This is a genomic window from Microbacterium sp. A93 (assembly GCF_051842835.1).
Map to the genome: position 1 here is coordinate 175,075 of NZ_JBPXMT010000013.1, position 18,477 is coordinate 193,551.

The window sequence follows — 18,477 nt, forward strand, 5'->3', positions numbered from 1 at the left end:
CAGCCGTTAACCCTGACCGGGCACGCTCAAGATGTGCCCCAACGCACCACACCACAGACCAATCGAAAGCATCTCTCGATCGCGGCGAAGATCACCGCAGACATCGAGACCGGACGTGTGAGCATCGGCGACGCGCTCCCCAGCGAATCGTCACTCGCTGCTCGCTTCGGCGTGGCTCGCGGAACCATACGCCGCGCACTTGAGCACGTAGAACACACCAACCGCCAGCTTTCACGCCGTGGAACGCGGTGGGTCGTGCATGCTGCAACGCTCGCGCAAGACGTCACCGAGCTACGATCCTTCGGCCAATGGGCGAAGGCGATCGGCCATCAGCCGGGCGGAAAGACGCTACTCAGCAGCGAAGGACGTGCGACCACCGAGGAGGCGCACGCGCTGGGAATCAGCGCTCAACGCCCCGTCTTGCGCATCACCCGATTGCAATCCATCGACGATGTGCCCGTCATGGTCAAGCGCACGACCTTTCCGGAATGGCTCATCCCGACGATCGCGCAGCTCCCGCGGGACGCACGTTCGATCATGGAGGTAGTCGAACGCGTGCACGGTCCTCAGCTCGCCTACGGCGAGCATCTGATCTCCGCTGTGCTCGCGGACCCAGAGGATGCGCGACTGCTCGGGGTGTCTCGCACCACGCCTCTGCTGCGCGTCCAGCGCTCCGCCCGCACCTTCGACGGACGCCCCTTCGAGTACAGCGACGATCGTTACCTCGCGACATCGACCTCGCTGAGCATCGTGAACTCGGCTCGCTCTGCACTGGGTCTCTGAGTCGATCAGTGACGGTTCGGCTCGACCGTCACTGCGCGTCACCAGCTCTTCGCCCAGATGGGCCCTGCCGGTCTTGTGCTGTGCAGGGCGCCGATGCGCGCGCCTTCTTGAGTGGGAGGTGCCCCGGGACCCACCCCGAGGCACCCTCCCCCGGAAGGACGTACCATGACCATTCGCCGTTCGCGTTTATCGCGTATCGGAGCCGTCTGCGTTGCCACGACCGCCGTATTTGCGGGCGTTCTCGCTCCAGGCATCGCGCACGCAGCCACATCGGCACCGACAGCCACGGATATGCCCGTGGATGATCGGGTCTTCCTCTCCGAGTCGTTCGACTCGGGCACGATCCCGGAGGACTGGAATGCCGTCGCGGGCACCTGGAGTGTGAAGGACGGGGAGCTCGTCGGTGCCAGCGGTCCTGGCGACGCCAAGATCACCTTCGGCGAAAACCGTGAGAACTTCGCGCTTGACGTCGACATCACATTCGAATCGGCCGCGAACAGCGGGCGTTGGCTGGCGCTGCTGCTCGATGCCCCCGCTGACGGCTCCATCCCTTGGCAGCAAGCTGCTCTGCGCAACGGTTCTGCCGCAGGAAACGGCGTCGAGTTCACCCAGCGCACCGCAGCCGACAGTTGGAGAGTCACCGACACGGGGTCAACGGCAAGCGACATCGGCATCGGCACCCAGGCGCACCTTCGCGTCGAGGTTAACGACAACGTCGGCACGTGGTACATCGACGGCAAGAAGATCATGACCACGCGTCAGCTGGTGCGAACCGCGGACGGCGTGCAGGGGCTCATCGCGAACGACTCGATCGTGCGCTACGACAACGTCGTGCTCACCGAGATCGACCCGCTCCCTCCGATCACGATCCGTCAGCCCGGCGAAACCGGCGTCATCGTCGGACACCGTGGAAACTCGACCGTGACCCCGGAGAACACGATGCCGGCGTTCGTTTCGACGACTCGCGCCGGTGCCGAATACTTCGAGATCGACATGTACCTCTCCAAGGACCGCGTGCCTGTGGTCATCCACGATGGCACGGTGGATCGCACCACTGATGGCACCGGCTCGGTGACGAACATGACGCTCGAGGAGCTCCATGCGCTGGATGCCGGTTCCTGGTTCTCCAGTGCGTTCGCGGGAACGAAGATCCCCACGTTCGACGAGGTTCTCACCTATGTCGCAAACGGCGGCGCGGATGTCGTCATCGAGTACAAGGGTGATTGGAACGTCGAAGACACGCAGCTCACGGTCGACATGATCGAGGCTGCCGGCGTCGAGAGCAAGGTCCTCGCACAGAGCTTCAGCGCCACGACCGTCACAAACTTCGCGACGGTGGCACCAGATCTTCCTGTGGGCTGGCTCACCGGCGGGATCGACGCGTCGATCATCGACAGGGCCGAGCAGATGGGTGCGGATGCCATCAACCCGAGCAGCGCGACCGCAGAGAGCGTAGCGATGGCCCATGATGCAGGTCTGGGTGTGTTTGTCTGGACGAAGAACAACGCGGCCGACTGGGAGTCCCTGACGGCGATGGGCGTCGACGGCATCATCACCGATCGTCCCGACGCACTCCGTGGCTGGATGCAGCGCTACAACCAGGCGCCTCCCACCATCGAAGAGCCTGAGACCCCGGCCGAGCCCACCCCGAACGAGCAGGCCATCGCTGTGAGCATCCCTGACTCGACGCAGCCGGCAGGCGAGTTCACCTGGCGCTTCAGCTCGCAGGACGTCGTCTCGCTTGGTGAGGCAGCTCCTCTGGGCGACAGCTACGTCGCGACCGGTGTCCTGAACGACATCGAGATCACCGACACCCGGGTGAATCCGTCCTCGAGCTGGACGTTGTCTGGTCAGGCATCTGCGTTCGCATCAGCCGCTGGTTCCTTCGAGTCGAGCGCACTCGGCTGGACGCCACGGCTCACGGCCGAAGGCGCCGGAGCGGTCGCCGGTGAACCGGTTGTCGCTGGCGCTGGAGGCGGACTTTCGCAGAACGCCGTGCTTGTCGCGGCGCCCAGCGATGAGTACAAGGGCGTCGACACTGCGATCGTCGCGGCCGACCTCGACCTGCGCCTGCCGCTGGGACAGGTCGCCGGCGACTATGCGTCGACACTGACTGTCACCGTCATCCAGTAACAGAATGCGGGGCGCAGCCGGCACGATGCGGCTGCGCCCCGCATCCGCTCTTTCTCTCTGTTTCCACTGAAAGGCCGCTCCGATGCCTCGTCCCCTTCCTCGCCTCCCGCGCTTCCTCCTCGGCGCCGTCGCCGCCACACTGCTGGTCGTGCTGTGCTCGACCGCGACCTCGGCACTGAAGGCTTCCGCGGTCGAGGCTCCCACATCGTTTGTGCCAGCATCCGCCGCAGGCCAGGTCGCATGGAGCATGATGCCGGTCATCACCAACATCGGAGAGGAGCGCAGCAACTTCGCATACGCCCTCGAGCCGGGTGCCGTCGTCGAAGACGCTGTTCTGGTTCGCAACTCCGGCGCAGCAGTGCTCGACCTCGCCGTGTACGGATCCGACGCGTTCACCGACGGATCCGGAGCCTTGGACATCGCGACAGCCGAGACAGGCTCCGCAGCCATCGGCACATGGATCGCTCCGAGCGTCGCGAGCGTGCACATCGAGCCAGGCGAGGTCGCCCGCATCCCCTTCTCCGTCTCAGTCCCCGCGGACGCGCAGCCGGGTGAGCACGCCGGAGCCCTCCTCACGGTGCTGCAGAGCGCTGGAGAGACGGTCTCTGTCGACATGAGGTACGCGACGCGTGTCACCGTGACCGTCGCCGGCGATCTCACCGCCGGCCTGTCGCTGGATCAGGCACAGCTCGACGTGGCGACCGGATTCTGGCCATGGGAGGCGGCTTCTGCCGACGTCTCCTATGTCGTAGGGAACACGGGTAACACCCGCCTCACCGCCATACAGTTAGTCACGGCCCCTGGCGTCGAGCTGTACTCATCACCGGATGCTTCGACGGGACTGCTCACCCTCGCTGAGCTCCTTCCCGCGGCCCGTGTCGATGTTCACGCGACAGTCGAGGGGCTCTCTGCTTGGCTGCCCTTCACCGCAATACAGGTGGCCGTCTCGCCGACAGTCATCGCGTCGGCTTCGGATGAGATGCCCACGATCGCCCAGCAGCAGCTCAGCCTCTCGGCTGTCGCCATCGCACCCGGATGGTGGGTGCTCCTCGCCGGCGCCGCGCTGGTGCTCGTTGTCGCCGTACGATTCGCCGTGCGCAGGCGCGTCACTCCCCCGCGTACGCCGTGATGAACTCCGCTGACGGCTCGATCGGCTCGATCACGTCGATGAGCACTCCACCCGGTGCTTCGATGATGAAATGCCGTTGCCCGAAGTCCTCGTCGCGCAGGGAGAGCCGCTCCGGCAGCCCGAGCGTCCCGACCATGCGGACATGCTCGGCCGCGGCATCTGGCACCTCCACATTGAGTAGCAGGCCACGCACGGGGTCGCGGAACCCCTCAGGGATGGTTTCGTGTGTGCGGTCGAGGATCGCGATTTCGCCACCGTCGAAGCGCAGGCTCACATACCAGTCGGCCTCGAACGTCGTCTCGAACCCGAGCACGTCGCGGTAGAACCTGGCAGCAGTATCGACGTCGTCGACCATGAGGACCGGGTAAAAACTGGAGAAGTTCATCATCCCTCTTTACATACTTAGTGTTTGTATCGGTACCAACTAAGATACATACACATCGCATGTAAGGGAACCGTATGCCTCGAACAACTGCGGCGGAAGCCGCTGAGACCTCTCGAAGAATCCTTGCGGTCGCCACCGCGCAGTTCGCAGAGCACGGCTACTCCGCGGCATCCGTGGACGACATCGCACGTACAGCCGGCGTCACGCGCGGAGCGGTCTACCACCACTACTCCTCGAAGCCCGGGCTCTTCACCGCGGTGGTCTCCGGGCAGCAGCAGCTGATCGCGGACGCGATTGCCACCTCGACGGAGGGGGCGGATGCCATGGCCGCTCTCCGCCTCGGGAGTCATGCCTTCCTCGACGCGATCACGCAGGGCGCCGCAGCGCGCGTGCTACTCATCGACGGACCGGCCGTGCTCAGCTGGGACGAATGGCGCCGGATGGATGCCGAGGGTCCAGCAACGCAGCTGCGCGAAGGACTGGCGGAGGCAGAAGTCGCGCCCGCACTGCTCGACACACTGACCGCCGCACTGTCCGGTTCAATGAATGAGCTGGCACTCTGGCTCTCTGAGCACCCTGCCAATGCTGCGGCGCGCATCAACGCGCACGAGACGCTTGATCTACTGCTGTCTGCTGTGCTGGCATCCGGGCGCCGCTGATCGCACGTCCGGATCCCGCCACCCGACCCGTGACTCAGTCCTGGAAGGGTTCGAGAACGAAGATCGCGATCTTCCGATCGGTTTTCGTCTGATACGTGTCGTACGCAGGCCATACGGCGGCCGCACGACGCCACCACTCCTCACGCTCATCGCCGGACAGCTCGCGCGCGTTGTAGTCACGCTTGTCGGCGCCATCCTGCAGCTCGACGTGCGGGTGTCGGCGCATGTTCTCACCCCAGCGAGGCTCGTCTGGCGCCCCGCCCTTCGACGCGACGACGGCGTAGAGACCCTCGTGTTCGACGCGCATCAGCGCGGTCTTGCGCAGTGCACCCGACTTCGCCCCGACCGTGGTCAGGACGATGATCGGCACGCCCTGCAGAGTGTTCGCCTCTTCCCCGTTCGACGCCTCAAACTTCTCGGCCTGCGTACGGGCCCATTCGGATGAGGACGGCTTGTATTCTCCGGTCAATGGCATGCCCTCAGCGTACGACACAGGTGCAGCACGCTACCGCGCCATATGGCACGAACCTGCGGTTCCGTAGCGGCAGAGTGCACGTTAGCGCCATATAGACGACTGTCGGCTGGCCCTTTCTCGAACGTTTCATCAAAAGTAACGAAAAGGTCTCGACGCAGCCTCGCGCCTCTGGCAGGATGCAGATCATGAGCGTACGCAGACGACGCCTGTCGGGCACAGGAGCCGTCTGTGCCGCTGTCTGGGCGGTGTTCACCGGGTTCGCATCTCCAGCAGCTGAGGCGATCACGCACTCCCCGCTCGATGCGGGCACAGTCATCTCCCAGTCCGATGGCGAGCGGTCACTCCTGTCGCTCGACAGAGTCCTGCGGCGCCCACTGGCGGTCCTGCGACTTCCTGGACAGGCAGGCGCCATCGTCGCACACCGCGGGTACTCGTCGGCCGCACCGGAGAACACGATGCCCGCACTTTCGTCCACGACGGCCGTCGGGGCAGAGTACTTCGAGATCGACATCCGCTTGTCGAAGGATGGCGTCCCCGTCGTCATTCATGACAGCACGGTGGATCGGACGACTGATGGGACGGGCGCCGTGGCGGACATGACCATCGAGCAACTACGCGCTCTGGATGCCGGGTCCTGGTTCGACGACACATTCGCTGACACGAGGATCCCGACGCTCGACGAGGTGCTCGACTACGTCGCGGACAGCGGCGCCGACGTCGTCATCGAGTACAAGGGCACCTGGAGCGCGGCGGGCATCCGCACGACCATCGACATGATCGACGCGGCTGACCTCGAGAACAAGGTCCTCACCCAAAGTTTCAGCCAGAAGACAGTGGCGAATATCTCAAAGGTCGCACCCACCCTCCCGGTGGGCTGGCTCACCGACACGATCAACGCGTCGATCATCACCACCGCACAGCAGATCGGTGCGGATGCCGTCAACCCGAGCAGAGCGACCGCCCGAAGCGTCGCGCAGGCGCACCGCGCCGGACTCGGCGTCTTCGTCTGGACCCACGACGAGGATGCGGACTGGGAAGCGCTGACCGCCATGGGCGTGGACGGGATCATCACCAACCGCCCGGATGCTCTCCAGAAGTGGATGCATGACCGGGGTCGAGCCCCAGCGCCGGGCACGGTGACCGCTTCCGCATCCTCAGTCGCCATTCGGTAAAGGCATCCGCACGTCACGGCGAAATACCAGACGCAAAGAAGGCCCCGAGCGTGACGCTCGGGGCCTTCTACGATCTCAGATCAGATCAGAGCGCTTCGATGATGGCGCGCATAAGGTCAGCAGCCTCGGACGGCGTCTTGCCGACCTTGACGCCGGCGGCCTCGAGGGCCTCCTTCTTCGCCTGCGCGGTGCCTGCGGAGCCGGAGACGATGGCGCCGGCGTGGCCCATTGTCTTGCCCTCAGGAGCCGTGAAGCCTGCAACGTAGCCGACGACCGGCTTGGTGACGTGCGCCTTGATGTAGTCAGCGGCACGCTCTTCTGCGTCGCCACCGATCTCACCGATCATGACGATCGCCTTGGTCTCGGGGTCAGCCTCGAACGCTGCAAGCGCGTCGATGTGCGTGGTGCCGATGACCGGGTCTCCGCCGATGCCGATGGCGGTCGAGAAGCCCAGGTCGCGCAGTTCGAACATCATCTGGTAGGTCAGGGTTCCTGACTTTGAGACGAGACCGATCGGGCCCTTGCCGGTGATGTTCGCCGGGGTGATGCCGACGAGCGCCTCACCGGGGGTGATGATGCCGGGGCAGTTCGGTCCGATGATGCGGGTCTTGTTGCCCTTGCTCTTCGTGTAGGCCCAGGCCTCGGCGCTGTCACCGACGGGCACGCCCTCGGTGATGACGACGAGCAGCGGGATCTCGGCATCGATGGCTTCGATCATGGCGTCCTTGGTGAAGGCGCCGGGGACGAAGGCGATCGACACGTCAGCGCCGGTCTCCTTCATGGCCTCTGCAACGGAGGCGTAGACGGGCAGCTCGACCGGGTTACCTGCGGCATCCGTGTGCGAAACCGTGGTGCCGGCCTTGCGCGCGTTCACGCCACCGACGACCTGGGTACCAGCCTTCAGCATGAGGGCGGTGTGCTTGGTGCCCTCACCGCCGGTGATGCCCTGGACGATGACCTTGGAATCCTTGTTGAGGTAAATCGACATTTCTTAGTCCTTGTCTCTCAGCGTCGGATTAGGCGTTCGCCAGCGCGGCGGCCTTGTCGGCGCCCTCGTCCATGGTGGCGGCGAGGGTCACGAGCGGGTGGGCGTACTCGGCGAGGATCGCGCGACCCTCATCGACGCGGTTGCCATCGAGGCGCACCACGAGCGGCTTAGATGCTGTAGCACCGAGCGTCTCGAGCGCACCCTTGATGCCGTTGGCGACAGCGTCACAGGCGGTGATGCCACCGAAGACGTTGACGAAGACGGACTTGACCTGCGGGTCACCGAGGATGACGTCGAGGCCTGCGGCCATGACCGCTGCGGATGCTCCGCCGCCGATGTCGAGGAAGTTCGCGGGCTTGACGCCGTTGTGGTTCTCGCCGGCGTAAGCGACGACGTCGAGCGTCGACATGACAAGGCCTGCGCCGTTGCCGATGATTCCGACCTCGCCGTCGAGCTTGACGTAGTTCAGGCCGCTCTTTTTGGCCTTGGCCTCGAGCGGGTCCGCAGCGTCCTTGTCCTCGAGCGCCTCGTGCTCGGGGTGACGGATCTCTGACGCGTTCTCGTCGAGCGAGACCTTGCCGTCAAGCGCGATGATGGAGCCGTCCTCGGTGAGAACCAGGGGGTTCACCTCGACGAGTGTGGCATCCTCACCCTTGTAGACGTCATACAGCTTGACGAAGACGTCGGCGACCTTCTCGACGAGCTCCTCAGGGAACTTCGCCTCACGGGCGATCTCGAGGGCCTTCACCTTGTCGATGCCGGTCAGCGGGTTGACCTCGATGCGAGCGAGAGCCTCGGGCTTCTCGACGGCGAGAACCTCAATCTCCATGCCACCCTCGACGCTGCAGAGCGACAGGTAGGAGCGGTTTGCGCGGTCCAGCAGCACGGAGAAGTAGAACTCCTCGGCGATCGCTGCGCCCTGAGCGACCATGACGCGCTTGACGATGTGGCCCTTGATATCGAGACCGAAGATCGTCTTCGCTGCCTCATATGCCTCGTCGGGAGTCTTGGCGACCTTAACGCCACCAGCCTTGCCACGTCCACCGGCCTTGACCTGTGCCTTGACGACGACGACGCCACCGATCTTCTCTGCAGCTGCTTTCACCTCCTCGGGGGTGTCAGCAACGATGCCGGCGAGAACCGGCACCCCATACTTCTCGAATAGGTCACGTGCCTGGTACTCGTACAGATCCACTGTGCTTCCTTCGCTGGTCTGCGGTCCGGAAAGTCTCTCGATGTCGAGATATCGACCAAGACCAAATCTTACTACCTCTGAATGAACGGCCCCGTCGGTCTAGGCTTCTCGCTATGCATGAGTCCGCAGAACCACGCACCGGCGTTGTGGCCGCCGCGCTCGCGCTGTTCCAGGCCCAGGGTTTCGATCAGACCTCGGTCGAGCAGATCGCGAAGGCCGCGGGAGTGTCCCGTTCGACGTTCTTCCGCCAATTCGGCGGCAAAGAAGACGTCGTCTTCGCCGATCATGAGATTCTGCTGGATGAGCTTCGCGCCTTCCTCGCGGAGGGCCACACTGACCCGTGGGAAGCCGTCTGCCGTGCATCCCAACACGTGTTCTCGCACTTCTCGCATGATCCGGAGATCGCTCGTCTGCGCTACCAGATCGTTCGTCAGGTTCCCGCACTGCGTGAGCGCGAGATCGTGACGGTGTTCCGTTACGAGCGACTGTTCGACGATTATCTGCGTCGTGCACTTCCAGGAATCGACCCTCTGGATGCCGTCGGCTTCGCCGCCATCGTCACCGCAGTGCACAACCATGTTCTGCGCCAGCTGCTGCGTGGCACGAAAAAGGTTGCGCCGTCAGTGCTGCAGAACGCGCTCGACGATGCGCGCCGCCGCTATGGCGTACTGCCGGATGCCGCGGCCGCAGCCCCCGACGACATGGTGGTCGCGGTGTTCCCGCGCGCAATGCCGATCGCCGAGGTCTCGCGGCGCCTGCAGTCGCAGCTCGAGCAGTAACGCGTCAGTCGCAGCTGCAGCCACCGGCGGCATTGCGCACCATGAAGCAGACGTCGCAGGAGCCGTAGTCGCGCTCGATCGGCTTCGCAACGCGCTGTACACGTGGCTCTGCAGTCGCCGCAGCCTTGCGCGGTGCACGCGACGATGATGCGGCCGGGACGATGGGACGGAACTCGCTCGGGTGCGTGACGTAGAAGTACGGAGCGCGCCCTTCGCTCGGCCGCAGACGCAGCGCGGCAGAGCCGACGACGACCTGCTCGTCTTCAGCGAAGCCGTTGGTGTAGGTCTTTCCAATGTGCAGGGAAGTGCCCTCATCACGACGGATCGCCTCGATGTAGCGACCGCGATCGATCAACGACGAGATGCCGACAGCATCCACGAGCGCGGTAATGAACTCGTGGTTCTCAGCTTCGATTCGGTGCGCGCGCAGCGCCTCCGAGAGGTTTCGGTATGGACGGGAGGTGCCTGCGGGGGTCGGCCCCTGTATTTCGCTCATCACTACCAGGATCGCACGCTTGACCATGCGCCCAGTACCCACTTGCTGTTTCGGCTCACTTCCGACGCCATCTGAACGTGCGAGACTGACCATATGGTGCGTGCGACGATCATCGGCAGCGGTCCGAACGGGCTCTCGGCGGCCGTGACCCTGGCCCGCGCCGGGTACGCGGTACGAATTCTCGAAGCGGCAGACGCGATCGGCGGCGGCGTCCGGACCATCGAGTCGACTCTCTCCGGTTTCCGCTACGACGTCGGCTCCTCGGTGCATCCGGCGGCCCTCGCGTCGCCGTTCTTCCAGGCGTTCGGTCTCGCCGAGCGCATCGACTGGATTCACCCGGAGATCTCCTACGCGCATCCCCTCGATGCTGGTCGTGCCGGCATCGCCTGGCGAGACATCGATCGCACCGCGGCAGGGCTCGGCGCAGACGGTCGCGCGTGGCTCTCTCTCCTGCGTCCACTCAGCCGACACATCGACGGCGTCGTCGATTTCACCGGCAACCAGATGCTGCGCATCCCGCGCGATCCGCTCACTGCGATGCGGTTCGCGCTGCGAATGCTGGATCAGGGCACGCCGCTCGCACGCCGAACCTTCCGCACTGACGAGGCGGCGGCTCTCGTGTCTGGCGTTCTCGCACACGCCAACACCCCGCTCCCCTCGCTCGCCGGCGCAGCGGCGGGACTGCTGCTGGCTGCGCAGGCGCACGCCGGCGGATGGATGTACCCTCGCGGCGGGGCGCAGCGGATCGCCGATGCCATGGTCGCCGACCTCGAAGCCCACGGCGGCTCGGTCGAAACCGGCGCGCAGGTGACTGACCTCGGCTCCCTCGATTGGGGCGACCCTGCACGAGGCGACCTGCTGATGCTGAACTCCTCGCCGAGGCTCGCGCTCACCCATCCCGATATCCCCGCACGCTACGCCCGCGCGATCTCCTCTTACCGCTACGGCCCGGCCGCCGCGAAGGTGGACTTCGCTCTCGACGGCCCGGTGCCGTGGATGAACGCCGACGTCGCCCAGTCACCGACCGTGCACGTCGGTGGAACTCAGGCCGAGGTCTGGGAGAGCGAGAACGCTGTCGCACAGGGCCGCGTCAACGATCGCCCTTACGTGCTGGCCGTGCAGCCATCCGTTTTCGACAACACCAGAGCCCCGGCCGGCAAGGCCGTGCTGTGGGCATACATCCACGTTCCTCAGAACTCCGATCTGGATGCCACCGAGCTCATCACCCGTCAGGTGGAGCGATTCGCCCCCGGATTCCGCGACCGGATTCTCGCGCACACGTCTGTTCCCGCTTCCTCCCGCGAGGCCATCAACCCCGCCGCGATCGGCGGCGACATCCTCGGCGGCACGTTCACGATCCCACAGGCGCTGCGACGGCCGACGCTCGGGATCGCGCCGTGGCGCACGCCGATGCCCGGTGTATACCTCGCTTCGGCTTCGACTCCACCAGGTCCTGGAGTCAACGGCATGGCCGGATGGCATGCCGCGCGCACTGCGCTGCGCGATGCCGGGACAAGGGTCTCACTCGGCGATCTGTTCGGCTGAGCACTGTTCGGCTGAGCGCTGTTCGGACCGCCCACCTATTAGCGACCATCTGCGACCCCTCCCCGGTGGCGAAACACAATCGGGGCCTTCCGCCACAGGGCAGGCGCGACGAGGATGGCGGTATGCGCTACGAGATCCCGATACCGATGCTCGCGAAGGCCGCCGTGGCCGTGCCCGATCCGGCGAAGACGCCCGGCGGTCTGCTGTTCGAGCCGAAGTGGGACGGATTCCGTGGACTCATCGCCTGGGATGGCGAGACACTCGAGATCGGATCGCGCGGGGCGAAGCCGCTGACCCGCTACTTCCCCGAGCTCGTTGAGGCTCTGGCGCAGATCCTCCCGGGCCCGTGCCTACTCGACGGAGAGATCGTCGTCGCCACCGGCGAGCCGGGAACACAACGACTCGATTGGGAGGCGCTCAGCCAGCGCATCCACCCCGCGGCATCCCGTGTCGCACGCCTCGCCGCCGAGACGCCAGCGATGTTCATCGCGTTCGACCTGCTCGCCGAGGGCGACGAGGATCTGCAGCCCGAACCGTTCCGCGTGCGCCGAACTCGCCTCGAAGCGCTGCTCGCAGGAACCAGGCATCCGCTCCAGCTCACCCGCACCTCCGAGGACCATGCCACCGCCGTCCGGTGGCTCGCTGAGTTCGAAGGCGCGGGCCTCGACGGCATCGTCGCGAAGCCGCTCGACCAACCGTATGCCCCGGGGAAGCGCACCCTCATCAAGGTGAAGCATGCCCGCACCGCCGACGTCGTTGCACTCGGCTATCGCATCCACAAGTCCGGCTCGGGCGTCGGTTCGCTGCTGGTCGGGCTGTACGACGGCGACGGCGTCCTGCGCCAGGTCGGCGGCGTCGCCGCGTGGAGCGACGTGCGCAGGCAGGAACTCATCGGGGAACTCGCGCCATTCGTGGAGCGCGACGATGACGGTGCCGCCGTCACCGCCGAGGGCGAGCGCTCCCGCTTCACCGGCTCCAAAGATGTCTCCTTCGTCAGACTCCGCCCCGAGCGTGTGCTGGAGGTGCGATACGACCAACTGGAGGGCGCACGCTTCCGGCACACCGTGCAGTTCGAGCGGTGGCGCCCTGACCGCGACGCTCTTTCCTGCACCTACGATCAGCTCGATACCGTCGCGGGCTACGACCTCGCCGATGTGCTCGAGTGATTTCTGACCCGTGAGCGGGAGTGCGCCTCCACTCCTACGGCGCGAATACGTGATGCCATCCGGGCGGCATGAGTGCACAAGAATGAGAACATGAACGGCTCGATCAAACTCGTTGCAACGACGTCGGTGGCCGCGCTCGGCGCAGTGACCGCGTCGTGGGCTGCGTTGAGTGTTATCGCGGCGATCATCACCACCAACGATTCCGGCGCGATCGTGCCGTATGCGATTCCGGGTGTCCTCGGCCTCATCGCGATGGCATGGGGAAGCCGCGCACTCGCACATGCGAACGAGTGGGTCGATGACCTTCCGGTGAAGTCCTATCTGGCCGCGACTGCCATGCTCGCGGGCACAGCAATGGGCGCGCTCGCCGCGATGCTCCTGCTCGATCACCTGCCGATGCAGGTTGTCTCGGGTGTAGTCGCCGCCGCCGCGGTGGTCCTCACGATCGTGTATCTGAGCCGTCTCCGGGCGGAGATTCGCGGTACGAGGATCGAACGCGTCCGCATTGCCCGTCTGCGCGATCATGGTCGACGCGTGCGCGCCGAAGTGGTCGAGGCCGCATCCACCGAGGTGTGGGTCGGTGGGATGCTGCTCTTCGAGGTCACTGCGGAGTACGAGACGCGGTCAGGGTTGCACCGGGTGCAGGAGCGAGTGTTCACGACGATCAACGACGCTCCAACGGTCGGCGGCACAGTGCTGCTCTGGGTCACCGCCGACGGATCGAACCCCACGGATGTGCTCATGGAGACTGACCCCGGCAGCATCCGCCATCCGGAACCATCGGAGTTCCTGACGGCGCCAGCCCCAACCGAAGACGCCTGAGCTCAGTCCTTCTTCGCCCGGCTGGGCTGCACGCGCGGCGGCTCCCCCGGCATCTTCGGGAACTCCGGCGGGAAAGGCAGCTCGCCGAGGCCATCCCCCACGTCGCGTTCCCACCAGCTCAGCAGCGTGTCGATACGCCCCGGGTTCTCCTGCATGCGCGCCCACGGGTCGCCCACATCGGCGAGGCGCTTCGGGATGCTGCGCACAGTGAAGCGCTGGGGGTCGAGCCCGTCGAGCTCGTCCCATTCGACCGGCGTCGACACCGTCGCCACCGGCAGTGCGCGAGGACTGTAAGCGCCCGCCATCGTACGGTCGCGGTTTGCCTGGTTGAAGTCGATGAAGATGCGCTCGCCGCGCTCTTCCTTCCACCAGTTCATGGTGACCTGCTGCGGCATCCGGCGCTCGAGCTCGCGCCCTGCCGCGATCACCGCATGCCTCACATCGAGAAACTCGTGCGTCGGCTCGATCGGGCAGAACACATGCAGTCCGCGGTTGCCGCTGGTCTTGATGAACGGCTCGAGTTCGGCCTCGCGCAGCACCTCGCGCAAGCCATGTGCGGCGGCCACCGCATCCGCGAAATCTGTTCCCGGCTGCGGATCCAGGTCAATGCGCAACTCGATCGGTTTGTCGGTATCGGATGCGAGCGAAGCCCACGGATGGAACACGATCGTGTTCATCTGCACGGCCCAGACGATCGCACTCGGTCGGTTCAGGACGATCTGCGGATGCTGACGCCCACTGTTGTAGGTCACAGTCACGGCATCCACGTAATCAGGCGTGCCCTTGGGCGGATTCTTGGAAAAGAACCCGTCACTGCCGATACCGGCGCGAAAACGCTCCAATGACACCGGGCGGTCGCCGTTGGCGTTCAGAAACGGTGCCGCGACGACCTGGAAATACTCCGCAAGCTCAGCCTTGGTGATGCCACCGTCGGTCTCTGAGCCGGTCGAAGCGTCCGGCCACACCACACGATTCGGGCTGGACAGCTCCACCTCGCGGTCCCCTTCGGGATCGGAGACCGTCAACGTCACGCGTTCAGAGGCCATGCTCTGACCCTAGAGCCGCGCCGTCGCGCGCGGAAGGGTCAGTCGCCGAGGTCGATAGCGAGCACGAGCACCTCGGCCAGCGCGTCGCGTTCCACCATGATCGAGGGGCCGGCGGGGTCTACGAGCACACCAGCGAGCTCACTGTGCGTGGAAAGCACCTTCGAGAGCTGTTCTGGAGTGAACGGCAGCGGCTTCTCTGCACGGCCGAGAGCCACCACCTCGAGCGGGTGCGAGAACACCTGCAAGAAACGCCTGCCATCCGCAGTGTGTGCTTCGGCAATTCCGACCGGCCCACCGGTAGTGCCGTCGTTGACAGCGACCCAGACCTTGGTCTTGGCGAGCGCAGAGCCGACCTTGTGCGTGGTGTCCTGCTCGCGGGGCGCAGCCAGCAGAGTCTTGATCGTCATGCCCGTATCGCCCTGCTCGAGCGCCTTCGCCAGCACCTCAGTCGGGTACACCGCGCGGTGCACACCAGAGGCGTTGTCGATGATGAGGCCGCTGAACTTGCCGGAGACCACCTGCTCGAGCACCGCCGTCACAGGCTGAGCCACAGCGGATGTTGCCGTCGGGTCTGTCTCGCGCTGCACAGAATCGCGTACCGCAACTGCGGAGCTGAAGGCGAGCATGAAGGCACGCTCGCCGTCACGAACAACCGCGACCGAGAGCGGCTTGCCCTCGGCGATCTGCGTGCGGGCGTCGCCGTGCACGCGCAGGAAGAGGTGCCCCTGCAACATCTGACGCAGCACGCCGATCAGTTGCTCGTTGCTCGGTCCCTCTTTGAGCTCGGCAAGGGCCGTGCGTAGCAGCACGTTGTCCTTCATACCGGGAACTGATTCGGTCTGCTCTGGCGGCAGCGCCGATGCGAGTGGCAGAGTGCGCTTCTCCGGCGCTGGCGGAGTGGATGCCTGCGGCCTCGGTGCAGCGACCTTGCGGGCGGGTGCGGGAGCATCCGGGTCTGGAAGCGTCACCTCGGGTCCGGCGTCAGCGCCGACGCCACGGAACGCCTGCACAGAGATGCCGATCTGCGGTACCGGTTCGCTGGGCGCTTCCACCGAGGCTTCTTCCACGTCGGAGCCATCGGCTTCGATAGGCGTCTGCGATTCGGGTACAGCGTCGTCGATTTTCTTGCGGCGGGAGAACAAAGCCATATCTGTCAGCCTAACCTGAGCGCTCCTGCAGCGCGCGCGAGCACTCGGGTAGCGCGAGGCGTGCGAGCTACAGCTTCTCGATCGGGGCGATCTTGATGAGGAGCTTCTTCAACCCGGCGGAGTCGAAGCGTACGTGGGCTATGCGCTTCGCCCCCTCGCCGGTCACGGCATCCACTCGTCCCTCACCGAAGTCAGCGTGCCGGATGCGTTCGCCCACTGTGAGTTCGAGATCACCGTTGTCGCGTACCTTGCTGGTGACTGTGTTGGGGAACTTGTCCATCGATGTCGACAGAGGCTTGAGCCCGTCACGCGAGCCCAGCGGCTTGACGGCGAATCGGTCGTTATTGCTTGAGCCCCCGCTGCCGAAACCGCCGCCCCCGTAGCCACCGCCACGCCGCGCGTTCAGTGTGCGCGACTGCGAGCCGCCGCGAGAGTTCACGTCTCCGGGCGACTGGCGCCAGTCGACGAGATCGGCCGGAATCTCTTGCAGGAACCGGCTCGGCATGGCGACGGTCACCTCACCAAACTGTGCACGTGTCATCGCGAGAGACAGGTGCAGACGCTTGCGTGCACGGGTGATGCCGACGTAGAACAGCCGCCGCTCTTCCTGTGGTCCGCCAGGTTCCCCCGCCGAGATGCGGTGCGGGATGAGGTCTTCTTCAACACCCGTGACGAAGACGGCATCGTACTCGAGGCCCTTTGCCGTGTGCATCGTCATCATCGACACCGACCCGGACTCGTCGTCCAGATCATCCGCGGCGGAGACCAGCGTCACCTCAGTGAGAAAGTCGATGAGCGTGCCATCGGGGTTATTGCGTGCGAAGTCGCGAGCGACGGCGACGAACTCATCCAGGTTCTCGACGCGTGCCTCGTCTTGTGGATCGCGACTGGCCCGCAGCGAATCGAGATAGCCGCTCTTGGCAAGCAGCAGGTTGAGACCGTCAGCGACCACCGTGGGTGCTGGCACCTCGCCGGAGGCGGGCAGCATGAGTTCCGTCGCTTCCTTCAGCACTGCATCCAACTGACCGATTGCCGCCTGTATCTTCGGACCGAAACCGAGCTGGCCCGGCACCGACAGCACTTCGCGGAAGCTGATCGCGTTATCTTCAGCGAAGCGCGCGATCGCTGTCTCTGTGACGTCGCCGATGCCGCGGCGGGGTCTGTTCAGAATGCGCCGCACCGCCATCTCGTCTGCCGGGTTTGCGACCGAGACGAGGTAAGCGAGCGCGTCTTTGATCTCGGCGCGCTCGTAGAACTTCGTGCCGCCCATGATCTTGTACGGCACGGCCGAGCGGATGAAGATCTCCTCCAGCGCACGTGACTGCGAGTTGGTGCGATAGAACACGGCCATCTCGGAGTACGGCATGCCGGCTCGATGCATCGCATCGACCTCGTCGGCGACGAACTGAGCCTCATCGTGCTGCGAGTACCCGGTGAACCCGACGATCTTGTCGCCTGCACCCTTGTCGCTCCAGAGCTTCTTGTCCTTGCGGTCGAAGTTGTTGCCGATCACGGCGTTCGCAGCCGAGAGGATGTTCTGCGTCGAGCGGTAGTTCTGCTCGAGCAGCACCACCTTCGCCCCGGGGAAATCGCGCTCGAACTCGCTGATGTTGCGGATATCCGCACCGCGGAACGCGTAGATCGACTGGTCGGAGTCGCCGACGACGGTGAGCGATGCGCCTTCCAATTCGGGCGCTGTTTCAGGTTCGAAGATCATCATGCCGTCAGAGGCATACGGGTCTGGCGCCGAGGCAGATACCGGGCGCGTCAGCTCGTGGATGAGCGAGTACTGAGCGTGGTTTGTGTCCTGATACTCGTCGACCAGGATGTGCCGGAAGCGCCGGCGATAGGTGTCAGCGACCTTCGGGAACGCGCGGAACAGGTAGACCGTCTGCCCGATCAGGTCGTCGAAGTCGAAGGCGTTGGCCTTGCGCAGGTTGCGCTGATAATCGGCGAAGATCTCAACGAACATCCGTTCGGCCGGGTCGCTCATATTCGCATCGCGCGCGTAGGACTCGGCGTCCGCCAGCTCGTTCTTCAACTTCGAGATACGTGACATCACGGATGCCGGGGTCAGCCCGTACGCATCGGCCTGATGTTCCTTGACCAAACGTTTGATCAGCGCGCGCGAGTCGCCGGAGTCGTAGATCGTGAACGCCTTGGTGAAACCGAACTGCTCTGCTTCGCGACGGAGGATGCGCACGCAGGCGGAGTGGAAGGTCGAGATCCACATGCCGCGGGCGGCTTCGCCAACGATCGCTGAGACGCGCTCTCGCATCTCACCCGCTGCCTTGTTCGTGAAGGTGATCGCAAGAATCTGGCTCGGCCACGCCTCACGGCTTCGCAGGAGCGAGGCGATGCGGCGAGTGAGCACGCTGGTCTTGCCGGAGCCGGCGCCAGCGACGATGAGCAGCGCGGGTCCGCGATGGGTCACCGCATCGAGCTGCTGAGGGTTCAGACCTGCAAGGAGGTCGTCCTGGTTTCCCTGCTCCGAAGAGTGAGGGCCAGCGGTTCCGGGGACAATGAGAGGGGCGTCGGTCATGGCTATTCGAGTCT

The 18,477-nt window shown here is 65.0% G+C and carries 17 protein-coding genes; 9 read left to right on the forward strand and 8 right to left on the reverse strand.

All coding sequences use genetic code 11. The features are described 5' to 3' along the window. The first annotated feature begins 33 nt into the window (after window positions 1-33). The 3 genes from ACSU1G_RS28265 (at window position 34) to ACSU1G_RS28275 (ending at window position 4,045) form a co-directional block, all read left to right on the forward strand. Window positions 34-783, forward strand: coding sequence for a GntR family transcriptional regulator (locus tag ACSU1G_RS28265; protein WP_439283919.1), 750 nt, complete (start codon window positions 34-36; stop codon window positions 781-783). 165 nt (window positions 784-948) lie between these two features. Then, a complete protein-coding gene (locus tag ACSU1G_RS28270) occupies window positions 949-2,916 on the forward strand; it encodes a glycerophosphodiester phosphodiesterase (protein WP_439283921.1) in 1,968 nt (655 codons plus the stop codon). Window positions 2,917-2,998: 82 nt separating this feature from the next. Further along, window positions 2,999-4,045 (forward strand): hypothetical protein, encoded by a 1,047-nt coding sequence (locus ACSU1G_RS28275; protein ID WP_439283923.1) that lies wholly within the window; start codon window positions 2,999-3,001, stop codon window positions 4,043-4,045. Here the strand turns inward: ACSU1G_RS28275 and ACSU1G_RS28280 are convergent. Beyond that, window positions 4,023-4,433 (reverse strand): VOC family protein, encoded by a 411-nt coding sequence (locus ACSU1G_RS28280; protein WP_439283925.1) that lies wholly within the window; start codon window positions 4,431-4,433, stop codon window positions 4,023-4,025. The two genes, ACSU1G_RS28275 and ACSU1G_RS28280, sit on opposite strands and share 23 nt — an antisense overlap. A gap of 71 nt (window positions 4,434-4,504) precedes the next feature. On the opposite strand from ACSU1G_RS28280, the gene ACSU1G_RS28285 reads away from it, so the two are divergent. Then, a complete protein-coding gene (locus ACSU1G_RS28285) occupies window positions 4,505-5,089 on the forward strand; it encodes a TetR family transcriptional regulator (RefSeq protein WP_439283927.1) in 585 nt (194 codons plus the stop codon). A gap of 34 nt (window positions 5,090-5,123) precedes the next feature. Here ACSU1G_RS28285 and ACSU1G_RS28290 read toward each other — a convergent pair whose 3' ends face one another. Beyond that, a complete protein-coding gene (locus tag ACSU1G_RS28290; RefSeq protein ID WP_439283929.1) occupies window positions 5,124-5,564 on the reverse strand; it encodes a nitroreductase family deazaflavin-dependent oxidoreductase in 441 nt (146 codons plus the stop codon). 185 nt (window positions 5,565-5,749) lie between these two features. Between ACSU1G_RS28290 and ACSU1G_RS28295 the strand changes: the two genes are divergently transcribed. Continuing rightward, window positions 5,750-6,736 (forward strand): glycerophosphodiester phosphodiesterase, encoded by a 987-nt coding sequence (locus ACSU1G_RS28295; RefSeq protein ID WP_439283931.1) that lies wholly within the window; start codon window positions 5,750-5,752, stop codon window positions 6,734-6,736. Window positions 6,737-6,821: 85 nt separating this feature from the next. Here ACSU1G_RS28295 and sucD read toward each other — a convergent pair whose 3' ends face one another. Together sucD and sucC are read right to left on the reverse strand one after the other, a co-directional pair. Further along, window positions 6,822-7,724: a succinate--CoA ligase subunit alpha gene (sucD, locus tag ACSU1G_RS28300; RefSeq protein ID WP_439283933.1), complete on the reverse strand. Its 903-nt coding sequence runs from the start codon at window positions 7,722-7,724 to the stop codon at window positions 6,822-6,824. A 28-nt stretch (window positions 7,725-7,752) separates the two neighbouring features. Beyond that, complete coding sequence (sucC, locus tag ACSU1G_RS28305) at window positions 7,753-8,919, reverse strand: ADP-forming succinate--CoA ligase subunit beta (protein ID WP_439283935.1); 1,167 nt, start codon at window positions 8,917-8,919, stop codon at window positions 7,753-7,755. Between the two features lie 113 nt (window positions 8,920-9,032). On the opposite strand from sucC, the gene ACSU1G_RS28310 reads away from it, so the two are divergent. Then, window positions 9,033-9,698 carry a TetR/AcrR family transcriptional regulator gene (locus ACSU1G_RS28310; protein WP_439283937.1) on the forward strand — a complete coding sequence of 222 codons (666 nt, stop codon included), beginning with the start codon at window positions 9,033-9,035 and terminating at the stop codon, window positions 9,696-9,698. A 4-nt stretch (window positions 9,699-9,702) separates the two neighbouring features. Here ACSU1G_RS28310 and ACSU1G_RS28315 read toward each other — a convergent pair whose 3' ends face one another. Beyond that, the gene (locus ACSU1G_RS28315; RefSeq protein ID WP_439283938.1) at window positions 9,703-10,194 is read right to left on the reverse strand and encodes a hypothetical protein; all 492 of its coding nucleotides are present in this window, start codon (window positions 10,192-10,194) and stop codon (window positions 9,703-9,705) included. A 93-nt stretch (window positions 10,195-10,287) separates the two neighbouring features. On the opposite strand from ACSU1G_RS28315, the gene ACSU1G_RS28320 reads away from it, so the two are divergent. The 3 genes from ACSU1G_RS28320 (at window position 10,288) to ACSU1G_RS28330 (ending at window position 13,727) form a co-directional block, all read left to right on the forward strand. Beyond that, window positions 10,288-11,739, forward strand: coding sequence for a phytoene desaturase family protein (locus ACSU1G_RS28320; RefSeq protein ID WP_439283940.1), 1,452 nt, complete (start codon window positions 10,288-10,290; stop codon window positions 11,737-11,739). Between the two features lie 122 nt (window positions 11,740-11,861). Then, entirely contained in the window at window positions 11,862-12,905 is a 1,044-nt protein-coding gene (locus ACSU1G_RS28325; protein WP_439283942.1) for an ATP-dependent DNA ligase, read from the forward strand. A 90-nt stretch (window positions 12,906-12,995) separates the two neighbouring features. After that, complete coding sequence (locus ACSU1G_RS28330) at window positions 12,996-13,727, forward strand: hypothetical protein (RefSeq protein WP_439283944.1); 732 nt, start codon at window positions 12,996-12,998, stop codon at window positions 13,725-13,727. Between the two features lie 2 nt (window positions 13,728-13,729). Here the strand turns inward: ACSU1G_RS28330 and ligD are convergent, their stop codons facing one another. The 3 genes from ligD to ACSU1G_RS28345 all read right to left on the reverse strand — a co-directional run bounded on the left by ligD (window position 13,730) and on the right by ACSU1G_RS28345 (window position 18,463). Then, window positions 13,730-14,773: a non-homologous end-joining DNA ligase gene (ligD, locus tag ACSU1G_RS28335; protein ID WP_439283946.1), complete on the reverse strand. Its 1,044-nt coding sequence runs from the start codon at window positions 14,771-14,773 to the stop codon at window positions 13,730-13,732. Window positions 14,774-14,811: 38 nt separating this feature from the next. Then, entirely contained in the window at window positions 14,812-15,921 is a 1,110-nt protein-coding gene (locus ACSU1G_RS28340; RefSeq protein ID WP_439283947.1) for an SseB family protein, read from the reverse strand. Between the two features lie 67 nt (window positions 15,922-15,988). Then, the gene (locus ACSU1G_RS28345) at window positions 15,989-18,463 is read right to left on the reverse strand and encodes an ATP-dependent helicase (protein WP_439283949.1); all 2,475 of its coding nucleotides are present in this window, start codon (window positions 18,461-18,463) and stop codon (window positions 15,989-15,991) included. Window positions 18,464-18,477 lie beyond the last annotated feature (14 nt).

Bases quoted from the DNA above. Each gene is read 5' to 3' on its own strand.
- ACSU1G_RS28285 (WP_439283927.1), top strand. From the start codon at position 4,505: ATGCCTCGAACAACTGCGGCGGAAGCCGCTGAGACCTCTCGAAGAATC.
- ligD (WP_439283946.1), bottom strand. From the start codon at position 14,773: ATGGCCTCTGAACGCGTGACGTTGACGGTCTCCGATCCCGAAGGGGAC.
- ACSU1G_RS28320 (WP_439283940.1), top strand. From the start codon at position 10,288: ATGGTGCGTGCGACGATCATCGGCAGCGGTCCGAACGGGCTCTCGGCG.
- ACSU1G_RS28340 (WP_439283947.1), bottom strand. From the start codon at position 15,921: ATGGCTTTGTTCTCCCGCCGCAAGAAAATCGACGACGCTGTACCCGAA.
- ACSU1G_RS28270 (WP_439283921.1), top strand. From the start codon at position 949: ATGACCATTCGCCGTTCGCGTTTATCGCGTATCGGAGCCGTCTGCGTT.
- ACSU1G_RS28315 (WP_439283938.1), bottom strand. From the start codon at position 10,194: ATGAGCGAAATACAGGGGCCGACCCCCGCAGGCACCTCCCGTCCATAC.
- ACSU1G_RS28345 (WP_439283949.1), bottom strand. From the start codon at position 18,463: ATGACCGACGCCCCTCTCATTGTCCCCGGAACCGCTGGCCCTCACTCT.
- ACSU1G_RS28280 (WP_439283925.1), bottom strand. From the start codon at position 4,433: ATGATGAACTTCTCCAGTTTTTACCCGGTCCTCATGGTCGACGACGTC.
- ACSU1G_RS28295 (WP_439283931.1), top strand. From the start codon at position 5,750: ATGAGCGTACGCAGACGACGCCTGTCGGGCACAGGAGCCGTCTGTGCC.
- ACSU1G_RS28330 (WP_439283944.1), top strand. From the start codon at position 12,996: ATGAACGGCTCGATCAAACTCGTTGCAACGACGTCGGTGGCCGCGCTC.
- ACSU1G_RS28310 (WP_439283937.1), top strand. From the start codon at position 9,033: ATGCATGAGTCCGCAGAACCACGCACCGGCGTTGTGGCCGCCGCGCTC.
- sucD (WP_439283933.1), bottom strand. From the start codon at position 7,724: ATGTCGATTTACCTCAACAAGGATTCCAAGGTCATCGTCCAGGGCATC.
- ACSU1G_RS28290 (WP_439283929.1), bottom strand. From the start codon at position 5,564: ATGCCATTGACCGGAGAATACAAGCCGTCCTCATCCGAATGGGCCCGT.
- ACSU1G_RS28325 (WP_439283942.1), top strand. From the start codon at position 11,862: ATGCGCTACGAGATCCCGATACCGATGCTCGCGAAGGCCGCCGTGGCC.
- ACSU1G_RS28275 (WP_439283923.1), top strand. From the start codon at position 2,999: ATGCCTCGTCCCCTTCCTCGCCTCCCGCGCTTCCTCCTCGGCGCCGTC.